We start from the raw sequence: 14,914 nt of genomic DNA, 5'->3' as shown, positions 1-14,914 counted from the left end.
TAATGGAACCCACACCTGCCCATCCGGCCCCATTTATGGACGAGGAATACTGGGAGCTGCGCCTGTATGTGGCCGGCCAAACCCCCAAATCAGTAACGGCCCTGGCCAACCTGAAGAAGTACTGCGAGCAGTATCTGAAAGGACGCTACGCGCTGGAAGTAATTGACCTGCTCAAAGATCCGCAACTGGCCGAAGGTGACCAGATTCTGGCCATTCCGACGCTGGTGCGCAAAGTGCCCGAGCCGATTCGCAAGATCATCGGCGACTTATCCAACGAGGAGCGCGTGCTGGTCGGACTCGATATTCGCCCCCGGGGCAGCAAAGGCCCGCAGTAAATGGAAGCAGAAGAACGGTCGGAGCCGGCCGGAGCCGAATATGTGCTGCACCTGTACATCACGGGCGCCACGCCCAACTCGACCCGGGCCGTGCGCAACATCAAAGACATTTGTGAGCAGTACCTGAAAGGACGCTACGAGTTGCTCATCATGGATATCTACCAGCAGCCCGAACTCGCCCAGCGCGAACAGCTGATTGGGGCCCCGACGCTGATCAAGCGGAGCCCGGGCCTGGTGCGCCGCCTCGTGGGCGACTTGTCGGACCGCGAGCGGGTGCTCAAGGCCCTGGGTATTATCTCCCCGCTAGCCGATTCGAGTACCGGTCATGAGGGAGCGTGAGGTGCCGGGAAAAAGTGCGGCCGAGCTGGCCCGGGAAAACGAGGAGCTGCGCTACCGCCTCGAAGAAGCCGAGGAGCTGATCGAAGCCGTGCGCACCGGCGCCGTTGATGCGCTGGCGATTCAGAGTGCCGAGGGGCCGCGCATTTTCACCCTGGAAGGCGCCGACCACGGCTACCGCACCCTGATTGAGCAGATGAACGAAGGCGCGATGCTGCTCAGCGAGGACGGCACCATTCTCTACGGCAACGCCTGCCTGGCCAGTTGGCTGGGCCGGGCCCTGGAGGAAGTTATCGGCGGGCGGTTCGACACCTTCATTCCCCTGGACTTTCACGGGTACTGGCTGCTGCTGTTGCGCAACAGCTGGCAGGCCGGGAAAGGCAAAGGCGAACTGCCGCTCCGGGCCCAGGATGGTTCGCTGCGGCCCTTGTCGTTGTCGATGAACGTGCTGACGTTTCACGAAACCCCGGTCCTGGCCGTCATTGCCACCGACCTGTCGGCCCAGGAAGAAATCAAGGTGATTCAGGCCCGGGTAGCCGAGCAGAACGCCGTTATTGCCCGCAAAAACGAGGAGCTCGTGCGCCAGCAGGCCGCCCGCCAGGCCATTGAGCAGGCCGCGGCCGAAGCCAGCCGCATGCTGGAGGGCATCCCCCAGATTGCCTGGACGACCGATGCCCACGGCATTACCACCTACCTCAACCACCGCTGGTTCGACTTTACCGGGGCCAACAGCCACCAGCCCCTGCACAGTCAGTGGCAGGAGTATATGTTTCCGCCCGATGCCGAAGCCAGCACTGCCCGCTGGGCCCAGAGCCTGCAAACCGGGGAGCCGTTTGACCTCGAATACCGCTTCCGGACCCAGGCCGGGGACTACCGCTGGCTGCTGGGCCGGGCCCTGCCTTCGCGCAACGAGCAGGGCGATATTGTGCAGTGGGTGGGCACTTTCACCGATATTCACGAGCACAAGCTGGCCCTGGAGCGCATCGACCAGGCCCAGGGGGAGCTGCGCGAAAACAATGAGCAGCTGCTGCGGGCCAACGTGGACCTGGATAATTTTATCTACACAGCCAGCCACGACCTGAAGGCCCCCATCAGCAATATCGAAGGCCTGCTGTATGCCCTGCAGACCGAGCTTCGCGAGCAGCGGCAAAGTAGTGAGCTGAAGCAAGTGCCCCTGATTCTGGCCATGATGCAGGACTCCGTGGACCGCTTCAAGCGCACCATCGAGCACCTGACTGAAGTAACCAAGCTGCAGAAGGAGCACGGGCACTCCGCGGCCACGGTGGAGCTAGAACGGCTGATTACTGAAATCGAGCTGGATCTGGCCCCCCTGATGCAAGCAGCCGACGCGACGCTGGAACTGGACGTGCAGCAGTGCCCGACGATTTCCTTCTCGGAGAAAAACCTGCGCAGCATTATCTACAACCTGCTCAGCAACGCCCTGAAGTACCGCTCGCCCGAGCGCCCCCCGCGGGTGCGCATCAGCAGCCGGCTCGACCCCGAGTTTGCCGTGCTGAGCGTGCAGGATAATGGCTTGGGACTGAACCTCAACCACGACGGGCGCAAGCTGTTTGCCATGTTTCAGCGCCTGCACGACCACGTCGAGGGCACCGGCATTGGGCTCTACATGGTCAAGAAAATCGTGGACAACGCCGGCGGGCGTATCGAGGTGGACAGTGCAGTAGGGGTGGGCTCCACGTTCCGGGTGTATTTTCGGCGGTAGGCGGGCTGGGTTTTCCCCAACCTTGGGGCAGCTGGAAGCAAGGCCGACAGGGAGCCAGCAGATACCAAAACCCCCCGGGAAGCGTTTGGGACAAAACAGGTCAAATAGCGAAGCTGCGCAACCCATTGCCTTTTTTCGCTACTTTTGGCCAATACCGGGCCGGCAGCGCCCTTTTTCCCGTAACGCCCCGTTAATGAAGATATTTCCCCGGATTGCGCTGGTCGCCTCGCTCAGCGCCGCGGCTCCCGTAGCCGCTTCGGCCCAGCAAACGCAGGTTTTTGCCTCCGACGAACGACACTTTCAGGAAGGACTCGAGCTCTTTGACCGCGGCAAGTACGGCGCCGCCCAGCAGGCCTTCCAGCGCTACGTAGAACAAACCCAGCGCCGCACCGGCGAGCTGCGCGACCGAACCACCGACGCGGAGTATTACCGGGCCATTGCCGGCCTCTACCTGTTTCACCCCGACGCGGAAGGGCAGGTGCTGGCGTTTGCGGCCAACAACCCGGCCCACCCCAAGGCCGCCCAGGCCTTTTTCGAGCTGGGTAAATTCTATTTCGACAAGAAAGACTACGCCAAGGCCACCGACTACCTGCAGCGCGTCGGGGCCGATAACCTCAGCGCCGAGCAGCGGGCCGAGTCAGAATTCAAGCTGGCCTACAGCTACTTCTCCCAGAAAGAGTTTGACAAGGCCAAGCTGCTTTTCGACCGCAACAAGCAGGGCAACCACGAGTACCGCTACGCCAGCTCGTATTACGCGGGCTACCTGGCGTTCCGGGCCGGTGAATACGCCGCCGCCCGCCAGGACCTGGGCGTGGCCGAGCAAAACGATGCCTACCGCCTCGTGGTGCCGGCCATTATGAGCCAGATTTACTACAAGGAAGGCAACTTCGACGGCCTGATTGACTACGGCACCAAGGCCCTGGCCCAGACGCCGCCCCCCCAGGGAGCCGATGAAATCCAGCTGCTCGTGGGCGACGCTTTCTACCAGAAGCAGGACTTCAAGCAGGCCGCCGAGTACTTCGACAAGTACGCCGCCGGCCGCAAGAAGATCGAGCCCAAGGTGCAGTACAAAATCGGCTACGCCAACTACAAGATGGGCGACTACAAGGGCGCCATCGGGAGCTTGAAAGGCGTGGCCGCCCAGCGCGATTCGCTGGGGCAGAACGCGGCCTACCACCTGGGCCTGAGCTACCTGCAAACGAGCCAGAAGCAGCAGGCCCTGAACTCGTTTGATGCGGCCCGCAAAACGACCTTCGACAAGAATATCACCGAAAACGCCACCCTCAAATACGCCCAGATCAACTACGAGCTGGGCAACACCCAGGAGGTGATTACGGCCCTGAAGGATTTCAACAAGCGCTTCCCCCGCTCTAAAAACGCGGCGGCGGCCGACGACATCCTGAGCGAGAGTTTTCTCAATTCGAGCGACTTCACCCAGGCCATTGCCTACCTGGAAGGCCTCGATGAGCGCAGCAGCAAGCTCAACGCCACCTACCAGCGCGTGACTTATTTGCAGGCCGCCACGCTGTACAATAACAACCAGTACACCCAGGCCTTGCCGCTGGTCGATAAGTCCTTGAAATACCCGCAGGACGACGCGCTGCGGGCCGCCGCGCAGGTGCTCAAGGGCGAAATCTACAGCGTGGGGCAGAAGTACCCCGAAGCCATTACGGCCTACACCGCCGCGGCCCGCACCGCCCGTAGCGGCTCGGCGGCCGACACCGACTACGACCAGAAGGCCCGCTACGGCCTGGGCTATGCCTACTACAACACCCAGCAGTACGGGCCGGCCCGCACCCAGTTTCAGGCTTATCTGAACGACCCGGTTGCCAAGCCCACCGACCCGAACTACTACGACGTGACCCTGCGCGTGGCCGATACCTACTACGTGGCCAAAAGCTACCCGCAGGCCCTGGAGCTCTACGACAAGGTCATTGCCGCCAACGCCGCCGATAAAGACTACGCCTACTACCAGAAAAGCGTAACCCTGGGGCTGATGGGCCGGCGCGACGAGGCCACCAAGACGCTGAGCACCCTGCTCAAAACCGCGCCCACCTCGCGCTACGCCGACGACGCGGTCTACCAGCAGGCCCAGTTCGACTTCGAGGCCGGCGACTTCCAGCCCGCCGTGGACGGCTTCACCAAGCTGATTGTAAACCGGCCCAACAGCCCGCTGATTCCGCAGGCCCTGCAGAAGCGGGGCGTGGCCTACGCCAACCTCAACCAGCACGACAAGGCCATTGCCGACTTCAAGCAGGTGCTCGACCAGTATCCGCGTACCAAAGCCGCCAGCACGGCGCTCTACAGCATGCAGGAGAGCTTGTCGGCCATCGGCAAAACCGAGGATTTCGACCAGTACCTGGCTCAGTTTAAAGCCCAGAACCCGGAAAGCAAGGCCACCGAAAGCGTGGAGTTTGAAGCGGCCAAATCCTTGTATTCGGCCGAGAAATACCCCCAGGCCATTGCCCGCCTGGAGTCCTACCTGAAGCAGTACCCTACTAGCGCCCTGGCGGCCAACGGCCGCTACTACCTGGCCGATTCTTACCTGAAGACCGGCAAGAAAGCCGACGGCCTGGCCCGGATGCGCGCCGTGGTGACCGAGGGCAAGAGCGAGTTTGTGAACCGCGCGGTAGGCCGGGTGGCCGATTTGGAGTTTGAGGCCAAGAACTACCCCGAAGCCATCAAGTTCTACACCCGCCTGCGGGAAGTGTCGCAGAACAAGCGGGAAGTGGCCAACGCCGGCATCGGGCTGATGAAAAGCTACTACGAAAGCGCCGACTATGCCAGCACCCGGCGCGTAGCCGAGGAGCTGCGCAGCGTGGCCGGGGCCTCGCTGAACGCCACCAACGCGGCCAACCTGTATTTGGGCAAAGCCAGCTACAAAACCAGCAACTTCGACCTGGCCCTGCCCGAGCTGACCACCGCGGCGGCGGCCACCGATGAAACCGGGGCCGAAGCCCAGTACCTGCTGGCCGACGTGCTGTTTCAGCAGAAGAAATACCCCGAGGCCCTCGACGCCGCCTACAAAACCAACACCTCGAACTACGAGCTGTGGCAGGGCCGGGGCTTTCTGCTGATTGCCGACATCTACGCGGCCCAGGGCGAAACCTTCCAGGCCAAAGCCACGCTGAACTCCATCATCGAGAACAAATTCCCGGTGCCCGAAATCATTGAGGGAGCCAAGCAGCGCCTGGCGGCTTTGTCGGCGGCCGATGCGGGGAGCGGCAGCACGGGTGCGGGAACTACGGGCGGCGGCAAAACGCCCCCACCGGCCAAAACGCCGGCCACCAAACCCACGCCGCCCGCTAAAACGCCCCCGGCCAAAGGTAAAACGCCGGGGCGCAGCGCCCTGCAGCCAACCCAGGCCCCGCCCGCCGACTCGACGGCCACGCCCGCTGCGGGGGGCAACGAGTAGGAGTAGCCGCCTGGTAGTCCATTCAGAACGTGTATCCGGCCGGCCGGAAAAGATTTCCGGCCGACCCAAGCCCCCAACCTATGTCCCTTCCTTCCTCTAAACTGCTGCCGCTGGCGGTTCTGCTGACGGCCGCGCCTGCGCTGGCCTGGGCCCAGCGTACCGGCAAAACGGGCGGCAAGATTGAAGACGCCGAAATTGAGATTGTGAAAGAGCGGGTAAACCAGCTTCCGGAAGCCACCCGCAACTTCGAGAAAATTAAGATTGACCCGCCCGCCAAGCAGGCCGGGCCCGTAACCTACACCTACCCGGACTTCAAGCTGCCCGCCGACCGCCTCAACCCTTCGGTGCGGGTGCTTTCCATCCAGCAGGAAGAGTTGGCTCCGCAAACCGGCAATTACCTGAAGGGCGCTATCGGGAATTACGGCACCTTCTACGGCAAGGCCTACCTGCATAACACCCGCTCGGAAACGGCCGACTACGGGCTTACCTTCAGTCATATTTCCTCGGCCAAAGGGCCGATTGATAAGAAGAACTCGGGGTCGAGCCAAACCAGCCTGGGCCTGAACGGCGAAACCTACAACGGCCCCATGACCCTGGGTGCCAAGCTCGACCTGGGGCGGGAGCGGTATAACTTCTACGGCTACAACCGCGAGGTGCGCCGCGTGGCCCCGCCCGCCGACAGCATCAAGCAGGTATTCAGCCGGGCGGCCGTGAAGGTGTACGCCCGCAACCAGAGCACGGAGGCGCCCTTTCAGTACGACCTGGGCCTGGGCTTCAACTACTGGAAGGATAACTACCAGGCCTCGGAAAGCAACTTCAACGTGGCCCTGCGCTCGGGCTATACCCTGAGTGAAAACAGCCGGGTAGCCGTCAACGGCGACGTGTCGTTGATTTCCCACAAAGACTCGCTGAAAGTAAGCCGGCCCTTCGTGCAGATTACGCCGGCCTACGAGCTCACCCTGGACCGGCTGGCGCTGTCGGTGGGGGCCACGCTGGGCTACACCGGCGACACGATCCGGCGGGCCCAGCAGTTCAACGTGTACCCGGCCGTGCGCCTGGGCTACACCGTTACGGAAGATAAGTTTGTGGTCTTTGCCGGCCTGGGCGGCGGGCTGCAACGCGTGACGATGTACGACTTGACCACCGAAAACCCCTGGCTGGCGCCCAACCAGCGCGTGGCCGACACCCACCGCGGCCCGACGGTCTACTTCGGCTTCAACTCTACGCCGGCCCGGTCCCTGTCGGTGAATGCCAAAGTAACGCTGGCCAACGACCGGAACCTGTACTTCTACAACAACAGCCGCCGGGATTCTACCAAGTTCGATTTGGTCTACGATGCCAAGGCAACCCAGCTGCTTAACGTCCACGGCGAAATTCTCTACAATGCGGCCGAGCAGGTGCGGGTGGGTGTTAAGGCCGATTATAATGGCTACAAAACCCGCTCCCTGGCCGAAGCCTTCCACCGGCCCGCGTTCCAGTCGACGCTTTTTGGTACGTATAATATGTATGATAAGCTGCTGATTGGCGCTGAGTTGTACACGTACAGCTCCAGCTACGGTTCGGGCTATGTGCGCCGCCTGGCCGGCGGCCGGCCCGTGGGGGAAGTCGTGCGGCCGACCGATACGGTCGTGGACCTCAACTTGCGCGGTGATTACCGTATTATGGAAAATCTGTCCATATTTGCTCTAGGCAACAATTTGCTGGGCCGTAAGTACGAGCGTTTCCTGAACTATCCGGTGAAGGGATTCAACGTACTGGCGGGCGTAACGTATGATTTTTGAACATAATTGAGTTGATGCCAGTATCGCAGTTCAGCTAGTATACGCCACAAGACCTCCAGGTCGCCCGCAATGCCACGAAGTTGGCGTTGAAACGGTCTGGAGGTCTTTTGCATACCTGACCTGCGGCCCGCACCTTTCCACTTAACCTTTGCCGTCCATGCAGCTCTCCGACCATATCCGCACCTTGCTCCGGGACCACGACTGCGTTATCATCCCCGAGTTTGGAGGCCTGATTGCCGATTATACCCCGGCCCAGGTGCACCCCGTGCGCCATACCCTGGCGCCCCCGGCCAAGCGCGTGGCGTTCAACCAGGCCCTGACCCGCAATGATGGCCTGCTGGTCGATGCGCTGAGCCGCTCCCTAAACCTGACCACGGCCCAGGCCCGCCTGCTCGTGCGCGAGGCCGTTGGCCGCCTGCAGGCCGAGCTCGAAGCCAGCCAGCGCACCGAGTTGCCCGGTATCGGTATTTTCCGGCAATCCGCCGGCCGCGGCCTGGAGTTTGAGTACACCGGCAGCCAGAATTTGCTGACGGCCAGCTACGGCTTGCCCGAGCTGGTGTCGCGTCCCATCCGTGCCACCGACGCCCTGCTGGCCCGCGACCGGCAGGCGTCGGCCCCGATTTTAGCCGTTAGCCGTTCCCGCCGCGCGATGAAAACCTTCCGAATTGCCGCTACCCTGGTTATTGCCGGCCTGATTTTGTCGGCCAACTATCAGTTTGCCTCCCAGTTGGGCTACCTGCCCGAAAGCTGGCGCATCACCACGGAGCAAGAGCAAACCACGGTGCAGACTACGCCCGCGCAGGAAGCGGCTCCGCCCGTAGCCCGGCAGCAGGCGGCTTTGGCCCACGACGACTGGGAGGAAGCAACTCCCGCTACCGCCGAGCCCGTAATAGCGCCCGCGCCGGCCATTGCCAAAGCCCGCGTGGCGGCCAAACCGGTAGCCGCGAAGCCCGTGGTTAAAGCCCCGGCTGCAACCAAGCCGGCCCCGGCCGTGTCGGTAGCCAAGCCCGCCGCCGGTAAACCCGCCGTAGCGGCCGCCGCACCCGGCAGCACTACAATTAAAAGCCGGACGGGGCGTTCCTACGTCATTGTGGGCGCCTACACCACCCTGGCCCACGCCGAAAAAGGCCGGCTGGCGTTGGTAAACCATGGTCACCGCAATGCCCGCATTGTGCTGCCCGCCCCCGGCAGCCGTAAGTTTCGCCTCTCGGCCGTGGATTATGCCAACAAGGTGGAGGCACAAAAACAACTGCCCGTGCTGCGCAAGCACTTAGGCTCTTCTCTCTGGGTACTCAATTACTAGCATGACCTCTTTTCTGCTGCAGGTAACCACCGCCGCTACTGCCGCCGCCGACACCGCCGCTACTGCCGCCAGTCAGGCGGCCGACGCAGCCGCTGCCACCGGCGACCTTTCCCTGATTGATTTGATTTTGAAAGGGGGCTGGATCATGGTTCCGCTCTTTCTGCTCTCGTTCGTTTCCATCTACATCATCATTGAGCGCTACCTGACCATTCGCCGGGCCGCCGTGAACCCGGATTCGTTTATGGCCGGCATTCGCGGGCTGATGGTGAAAGGAGACTTGCAGGGTGCCAAAATGCTCTGCGCCCAGAACCCTTCGCCGCTGGCCCGTATGGTGGAGAAGGGTATCCGCCGCATCGGCCTGCCGCTGAAAGACATTGAGAGCAGCGTGGAAAACGTGGGGAAGATTGAAATTGCCCGCCTCGAGAAAAACATCAGCATCCTGGGCATTATTGCCGGTATCGCGCCCATGCTGGGTTTCGTGGGTACCATCATCGGGGTAATCAAGATTTTCTACGCCATTTCAACCACCGGCGACTTTGGCATTGCCCAGATTTCGGGTGGTCTCTACACCAAGATGGTAACCTCGGCCGCCGGCCTTATCGTCGGTATCATTGCCCACGTCGGCTACCACTGGCTGAGCATCATGGTCGAGCGCCTGATTTTCCGCATGGAAAACTCGGCCATTGAATTCATGGACATTCTTCAGGATAACTAGAGGCAAGCTGGCGAGCTAGTGAACCGGTGGGTTGTTGTCTGAAACGCGCCACCAGAACCTCTGCTCACCAGTTCTCCACTTCACAATTTCACCGCATGGACCTCAGCCGGCGCCGTAAGCTCTCCTCGCACGTCGAGACCAGCTCGATGAACGACATCATGTTCTTTCTGATGCTGTTCTTCCTGATTGTGAGCACCATGGTCAACCCCAACGTGATTAAGCTCATGCTGCCCAATGCCCGCTCGGGCAAGGCCGTGATGAAAGAAACCATCAACATCTCCGTGGATGCGGCCGGACAGTACTTCCTCGACCGGCAGCCCGTAACGGCCGCTACTCTGGAAACGGCCCTGGCGCAGCGCATTGCCGGCCTGGAGGCGCCCACTGTGGTGTTGCGCGTCGACTCCTCCCTGAACGTGCAGAAGCTGGTCGATATCCTCGAAATCGGCAACCGTTTGAAGGTCAAAATGGTCATGGCTACCCAGGCCCAGCAGTCGGCCGGCAAAGCGTAGCCAGCGCCCCAAAGGAACAGTCCTTGCGCCGTCCTCGTTACAGGAAGAGCATTCATACATCGGCTTACGGCGCGACTCACTTCGCGCCGTAACGCGTTTCTACCGAATTGAAGCCATGGCAGTAGAATACCGCGAACAGCACCGCCGCGAGGCAATCATCGGCACCGTCGTCATCCACGCCCTGCTGGTAGCCCTGTTCGTCTTCACCGTTTTCAAGGGCCCCGACCCGCCGCTGCTCGGCATCGGCGGCGACGGGGTGGAGCTGAACTACGGCATCGACGAAGCCGGCTCGGGCGACGTACAGAGCAAGGCCCTGGCCAACGAGTCACCGAACCGGGAGGACAGTCGCCCTCCGGCTTCCTCGCCCGACCCCGAGCCGCGGCCCGTGCAGCAGGCCGCCACGCCCGTGCCCCAGCAGGCCTCGGAAGACAAAATTGTGACCAGCGAAGCCGAGGAAAGCCCCGTGAGCGTGCCTCCCGTAGAAAAGCCGGCCCCGAAGAAAGAAGAAGTCAAGGAAGTGCCCAAGCCCGTGGAGAAGCCCCGCACGCTGTACACGCCCAAAGGCAGCGCCAATGGCGGCGGCAACGGCGAGAATGGCACCAGCTCGGCCGCTACCGGCAACAACAACGGCGACAAGCCCGGCTCGGTTGGCGACCAGGGCAACCCCAACGGGTCCCTGGACGCCAAGGCCCTGTACGGTCAGCCGGGCAGCGGGGGTAGTGGCCTGAGCCCGGGTTCCGGCGGCCTGGAAATGTCGGGCTGGGCTTTTGTCTCGAAGCCGGAAGCCCCCGCGCTGGACAACACCTCGGGCTTTGTGCGCTTTAAAATTCGCATCAATTCCGAGGGGGAAGTCGAGTCGGTCACCAAGGTTTCGGGCAACGTTTCGCCCGCCCAGGAAAAGGTCTGCCGCGACGCGCTGGAAAACGCCGACTTCCGCCGCACCAGCTCGGCTTCGGGCGGGGCCACGGGGTTCTATACCTTCAAAATTACCGTGCGCTAACGGCTGGCTAGTGCCGCAAGTTTAAACCCGCCGGTCGGATTATTCCGGCCGGCGGGTTTGTTTTGCACTTTAGTGCGCACCCGTCTTTGGAAAACCCTCCCTTTTTTGCATGACCTACTCCGAAACCTTAGCCTACCTCTACGAGCAGCTACCCATGTTCCAGCGCGTGGGGGCGGCGGGCTTTAAAAGCGGGCTGGGCAATACCCTGGCCCTGGCCGCCGCCCTGGGCCACCCCGAGCGCCAGTTTCGGGCCGTGCATGTGGCCGGCACCAACGGCAAGGGCAGCAGTTCCAATCTGCTGGCGGCCGTGCTGCAGGCGGCCGGCTACAACGTCGGGCTCTACACGTCCCCGCATCTGCGCGAATTTACGGAACGCATCAAGCTGAACGGCCAGGATCTGGACCCTGACTATCTGGTGCGGTGGGTAGCCAAGTGGAAGCCCCTGTTTGAGCAGGTGCAGCCCTCTTTCTTCGAAATGTGCGTGGCCTTGGCTTATAGCTACTTCGCCGAGCAGCAGGTGGATATTGCTATTGTGGAAGTAGGCCTGGGTGGCCGCCTGGATTCGACCAACATCATTACGCCCCTCGTCTCGCTGATTACCAACATCAGCTTCGACCACCAGAACCTGCTGGGCGACACGCTGCCCCTGATTGCGGCCGAAAAAGCCGGCATTATCAAACCCGGCGTGCCCGCTGTTATCAGCCAGACCCAGCCCGAGGTAAAGGCCGTGTTTGAGCACAAGGCCCGGGAAGTAGGAGCCCCGCTTCGGTTTGCCGATGCGCAGTACCAGGCTCACTTGCTCGAGGAGCCAGCCCCGGATGCCAGCAGCCAGCGGCTGCGCATCACCGGGCCCGGCGAGGCCACCGTTCAAGAGCTGGAAGTGGGATTGGTGGGCGACTACCAGCGCCTGAACGTGCCCGGGGTGCTGGCCGTGCTCGACGAGCTACGCCACCAGGGCTGGACGATTCCGGCCGGGGCCGTGGCCACGGGCCTGCGCGAGGTGCGCCGCCTGACGGGCTTTCGGGGCCGCTGGACGATTCTGGGACGCCAGCCGCTGGTCATCTGCGACACGGGGCACAACGAGGCTGGCATCCGCTTTATCACCGCCCAGCTAGCCCGCTTGCCCTACCAGCAGTTGCACATCGTCCTGGGCACGGTCAATGACAAAGACGTAACCAAGATGCTGACCCTGCTGCCAACGGCGGCAACCTATTACTTTTGCCAGGCCAACATCCCGCGGGCGTTGCCGGCCCAGGAGCTGGCAGCACGGGCAGCCGGGGTTGGGTTGCAGGGGAGGGTGTATGGTCCCGTCCCGGTGGCCGTAGCCGCCGCCCGCGCCGCCGCCGCGCCCGGGGACGTCGTTTTTATTGGCGGCAGCACCTTTGTGGTTGCTGAAATTGAAGAGTTGTATTCTGCGTAACCAACCGACATGGGTCGAATTAAACTGAAGCGCTTCTCGGAAAATGCCGAGCGGCAGGATATTGTTGAACCAGGCAAGCCCACCTACCAGCAGCTGAGCGGGCGGTGGAATTCCGACTTTTTCCGCAATGACCACCCCATTACCCTGGAGGTGGGCTGCGGCAAGGGCGACTATACCGTGGGGCTGGCCGCCCGCTACCCCGAGCGTAACTTCCTGGGCCTCGACATCAAAGGTGACCGAATCTGGATGGGGAGCACCAAGGCCGAAGCCCAGGGCCTGACCAATGTGGGCTTTGTGCGGATGCGGGCCCTGGATTTGCTGGACCATTTCGGGCCCGGCGAGTTAAGTGAAATCTGGATTACCTTTCCCGATCCGCGTCCCCGGCTCGGCGACGCGAAGCGGCGCCTGACGGCCCCGCGCTTCCTGGACCGGTATCAGCAGATTGTGCGTCCCGGGGGCCTGGTACACCTTAAAACCGACGATGAGGCCTTGTTCGACTATTCCCTGGAAACGGTGCAGCAGCGGCCCGGCGCCACGATACTGGCCCACACCAAAGACTTGTACGCCTCGGCCGAGCTGCTACCCCACGCCGAAGACATTCAAACTCACTACGAAAAACGCTTTCGGGCCCAGGGCATGCCGATTAAGTATCTGCAGTTTCAACTAAGCTAACGCCGCGTATGCAACCCTTAACCCCGCTGCTGACCAGTCATTTGTTTCCGGTACTCGATCAGCACTTGCTGCAGCTGCTACAGAGCCTGGAACCGGAGCAGTGGGAGCTGCCCACGCTAGCGCCCCGGTGGCGGGTGCGCGACGTGGCCCTGCACTTACTCGATGGCAACCTGCGCACACTCTCGATGCTGCGCGACGGGTATTTCGGGCAGCAGCCCAGCGGCTTTTCGTATCCGGAGCTGGTGCAGTTCCTGGACCAGCTCAATGCCGACTGGGTGAAAGCCGGCCAGCGGCTGAGTCCGGGCGTGATTCGCTGGCTGCTGGAGCTGTCCGGCCCCGAGTACAGCCGCTACCTGGCTGGCCTCGATCCGGCGGCTCCCGCCCTGTTTTCCGTGGCCTGGGCGGGGGAAACCGAGTCGGCCAACTGGTTTCATATTGCCCGCGACTACACCGAGAAGTGGCACCATCAGCAGCAGATACGGCAGGCCGTGGGGCAGGAGCAAGCCTTGCTGACGCGGGAATTGTACCACCCCTTTCTGGCTACCTGCCTGCGCGCCTTGCCCCACCACTACCGCGAAGTAGAAGCCGCGGCGGGGAGTACCATAGCCTTTATCATAACCGGCGCAGCTGCCGACACGTGGTATCTGCAGCGCACGGACCAGGCTAGCTGGCAGCTGGGTCAGCACTACACCGGGCCGCTGGCCGCTTCCGTGACCATCGACGAAGCCGTCGCCTGGCGTCTGTTCACCAAAAGCCTGCCCCGGTCTTTGGCCGAAACGCATCTGCAACGGCAGGGCCCGGGGCTACTCACCGAGCCCGTGTTTGGGTTGATTACGGTAATGGGGTAGGAAGGCCCGCCGGCTTATTCTTCCTCCAACTGTTCAAACACGGCTTCCATTTCGGAGAAGTCGCGCAGGCCGGGCTTGATTTCCTGCCCCCCTTCCAGCACGATGCCCAGGGGCTGCACTTCCTGGATGAATTGGCGCACGGTCTGCCCACCGGTAAAGCTCATCCCTAGCCAGAGCTTGTAGGTGCGGGCCTGCTGGGTGAGCTGGGCCCGCTGCATGGCCGACAGCGGCTCGGTAGGAGCCTGGGCCAGCACGAAGCCCGCCACGTGCGGCTGCTGGTCCCGGAAGCGCTTTTCCACGTCCTCGGCCACCATATCCGGAATCCACTTGATGAGCTTCAGGGCCGGTATCGTCAGCTGGGCCAGCTCCTCGGGGGTACGGCGGCGGTGCATCAGCACGTAGTGCAGCCCGCAGGCCGTGGCCAGGGCGTTGATTTCCGGAATCGAGAGCGTGTCAAATTCCCCGACCAGCTGCACGCCGGCTACCCAGCCGCTAAGCTCCTGCACGGCGGCTGGCTCCAAAAAGCCGGGTAGGGCCGGGTCCAGGCGGAAGGTCAGGTAGTCAGCGCCCATGCCGGCGCAGTAGCGGGCGTCCGATAAATTGTTGATGCCGCGTACAAGCACGGAGGTAATCAGGGGCATGAGCAAACAGGAAGCGTAGTGAACTGGAGAAAAGAAAGATGCCGCGGTAATATTCGGCATAAAAACCCATTGCGTAACAACTTGGCCGCGGCCAAAAGTTGAATATTTCGGCCGGGAAAGACCGAATTTGGCGGGCCCGATGGGGTAGGGAAGCCTCGGTTGCCCAGGGAATAGCGTTGTCGCTCAGCCGCTCCCTGGTCCGCAACGGCGGACTTC

The 14,914-nt window shown here is 62.2% G+C and carries 13 protein-coding genes; 12 read left to right on the top strand and 1 reads right to left on the bottom strand.

Annotated features, from left to right (window positions below; translation table 11 throughout):
- The first annotated feature begins 2 nt into the window (after positions 1 to 2).
- The 12 genes from kaiB (at position 3) to E5K02_RS03920 (ending at position 14,057) form a co-directional block, all read left to right on the top strand.
- The gene (gene kaiB, locus E5K02_RS03975; RefSeq protein WP_240737143.1) at positions 3 to 335 is read left to right on the top strand and encodes a circadian clock protein KaiB; all 333 of its coding nucleotides are present in this window, start codon (positions 3 to 5) and stop codon (positions 333 to 335) included.
- Positions 336 to 674 carry a circadian clock KaiB family protein gene (locus E5K02_RS03970; RefSeq protein WP_135392296.1) on the top strand — a complete coding sequence of 113 codons (339 nt, stop codon included), beginning with the start codon at positions 336 to 338 and terminating at the stop codon, positions 672 to 674.
- Positions 661 to 2,394 (top strand): ATP-binding protein, encoded by a 1,734-nt coding sequence (locus E5K02_RS03965; RefSeq protein ID WP_135392293.1) that lies wholly within the window; start codon positions 661 to 663, stop codon positions 2,392 to 2,394. Before E5K02_RS03970 ends, E5K02_RS03965 begins: the two co-directional genes overlap by 14 nt.
- Before the next feature lie 193 nt (positions 2,395 to 2,587).
- Entirely contained in the window at positions 2,588 to 5,809 is a 3,222-nt protein-coding gene (locus E5K02_RS03960; protein WP_135392291.1) for a tetratricopeptide repeat protein, read from the top strand.
- 80 nt (positions 5,810 to 5,889) lie between these two features.
- A complete protein-coding gene (locus E5K02_RS03955; RefSeq protein ID WP_135392289.1) occupies positions 5,890 to 7,590 on the top strand; it encodes a TonB-dependent receptor in 1,701 nt (566 codons plus the stop codon).
- A gap of 157 nt (positions 7,591 to 7,747) precedes the next feature.
- Entirely contained in the window at positions 7,748 to 8,893 is a 1,146-nt protein-coding gene (locus E5K02_RS03950; RefSeq protein WP_135392287.1) for an HU domain-containing protein, read from the top strand.
- Between the two features lies 1 nt (position 8,894).
- On the top strand, positions 8,895 to 9,608 hold the full coding sequence (locus E5K02_RS03945) for a MotA/TolQ/ExbB proton channel family protein (protein ID WP_135392285.1): 714 nt from the start codon (positions 8,895 to 8,897) through the stop codon (positions 9,606 to 9,608).
- A gap of 95 nt (positions 9,609 to 9,703) precedes the next feature.
- On the top strand, positions 9,704 to 10,117 hold the full coding sequence (locus E5K02_RS03940) for an ExbD/TolR family protein (protein ID WP_135392283.1): 414 nt from the start codon (positions 9,704 to 9,706) through the stop codon (positions 10,115 to 10,117).
- A 115-nt stretch (positions 10,118 to 10,232) separates the two neighbouring features.
- Positions 10,233 to 11,117: a hypothetical protein gene (locus E5K02_RS03935; RefSeq protein WP_135392281.1), complete on the top strand. Its 885-nt coding sequence runs from the start codon at positions 10,233 to 10,235 to the stop codon at positions 11,115 to 11,117.
- Between the two features lie 109 nt (positions 11,118 to 11,226).
- Positions 11,227 to 12,537, top strand: coding sequence for a bifunctional folylpolyglutamate synthase/dihydrofolate synthase (locus E5K02_RS03930; RefSeq protein WP_135392279.1), 1,311 nt, complete (start codon positions 11,227 to 11,229; stop codon positions 12,535 to 12,537).
- Between the two features lie 9 nt (positions 12,538 to 12,546).
- Positions 12,547 to 13,209, top strand: coding sequence for a tRNA (guanosine(46)-N7)-methyltransferase TrmB (gene trmB, locus E5K02_RS03925; RefSeq protein ID WP_135392277.1), 663 nt, complete (start codon positions 12,547 to 12,549; stop codon positions 13,207 to 13,209).
- An 8-nt stretch (positions 13,210 to 13,217) separates the two neighbouring features.
- Positions 13,218 to 14,057, top strand: a complete 840-nt coding sequence (locus tag E5K02_RS03920; RefSeq protein ID WP_135392275.1) for a maleylpyruvate isomerase N-terminal domain-containing protein — start codon at positions 13,218 to 13,220, stop codon at positions 14,055 to 14,057.
- Positions 14,058 to 14,071: 14 nt separating this feature from the next.
- Here the strand turns inward: E5K02_RS03920 and E5K02_RS03915 are convergent, their stop codons facing one another.
- On the bottom strand, positions 14,072 to 14,698 hold the full coding sequence (locus tag E5K02_RS03915) for a beta/alpha barrel domain-containing protein (RefSeq protein WP_167856276.1): 627 nt from the start codon (positions 14,696 to 14,698) through the stop codon (positions 14,072 to 14,074).
- Between the last annotated feature and the right edge of the window lie 216 nt (positions 14,699 to 14,914).

The organism is Hymenobacter metallicola (assembly GCF_004745645.1).
Taxonomy (GTDB): domain Bacteria; phylum Bacteroidota; class Bacteroidia; order Cytophagales; family Hymenobacteraceae; genus Hymenobacter; species Hymenobacter metallicola.
The sequence above is the reverse complement of the archived record's forward strand: the minus strand, read 5'-3'. Positions and strand labels throughout refer to the sequence as shown.

What these genes read in the sequence shown, in the direction of transcription:
- E5K02_RS03955 (WP_135392289.1), top strand. Translation starts at nt 5,890, where the DNA reads ATGTCCCTTCCTTCCTCTAAACTGCTGCCGCTGGCGGTTCTGCTGACG.
- kaiB (WP_240737143.1), top strand. Translation starts at nt 3, where the DNA reads ATGGAACCCACACCTGCCCATCCGGCCCCATTTATGGACGAGGAATAC.
- E5K02_RS03915 (WP_167856276.1), bottom strand. Translation starts at nt 14,698, where the DNA reads ATGCCCCTGATTACCTCCGTGCTTGTACGCGGCATCAACAATTTATCG.
- E5K02_RS03965 (WP_135392293.1), top strand. Translation starts at nt 661, where the DNA reads ATGAGGGAGCGTGAGGTGCCGGGAAAAAGTGCGGCCGAGCTGGCCCGG.
- E5K02_RS03950 (WP_135392287.1), top strand. Translation starts at nt 7,748, where the DNA reads ATGCAGCTCTCCGACCATATCCGCACCTTGCTCCGGGACCACGACTGC.
- trmB (WP_135392277.1), top strand. Translation starts at nt 12,547, where the DNA reads ATGGGTCGAATTAAACTGAAGCGCTTCTCGGAAAATGCCGAGCGGCAG.
- E5K02_RS03930 (WP_135392279.1), top strand. Translation starts at nt 11,227, where the DNA reads ATGACCTACTCCGAAACCTTAGCCTACCTCTACGAGCAGCTACCCATG.
- E5K02_RS03935 (WP_135392281.1), top strand. Translation starts at nt 10,233, where the DNA reads ATGGCAGTAGAATACCGCGAACAGCACCGCCGCGAGGCAATCATCGGC.
- E5K02_RS03940 (WP_135392283.1), top strand. Translation starts at nt 9,704, where the DNA reads ATGGACCTCAGCCGGCGCCGTAAGCTCTCCTCGCACGTCGAGACCAGC.
- E5K02_RS03920 (WP_135392275.1), top strand. Translation starts at nt 13,218, where the DNA reads ATGCAACCCTTAACCCCGCTGCTGACCAGTCATTTGTTTCCGGTACTC.
- E5K02_RS03945 (WP_135392285.1), top strand. Translation starts at nt 8,895, where the DNA reads ATGACCTCTTTTCTGCTGCAGGTAACCACCGCCGCTACTGCCGCCGCC.
- E5K02_RS03970 (WP_135392296.1), top strand. Translation starts at nt 336, where the DNA reads ATGGAAGCAGAAGAACGGTCGGAGCCGGCCGGAGCCGAATATGTGCTG.
- E5K02_RS03960 (WP_135392291.1), top strand. Translation starts at nt 2,588, where the DNA reads ATGAAGATATTTCCCCGGATTGCGCTGGTCGCCTCGCTCAGCGCCGCG.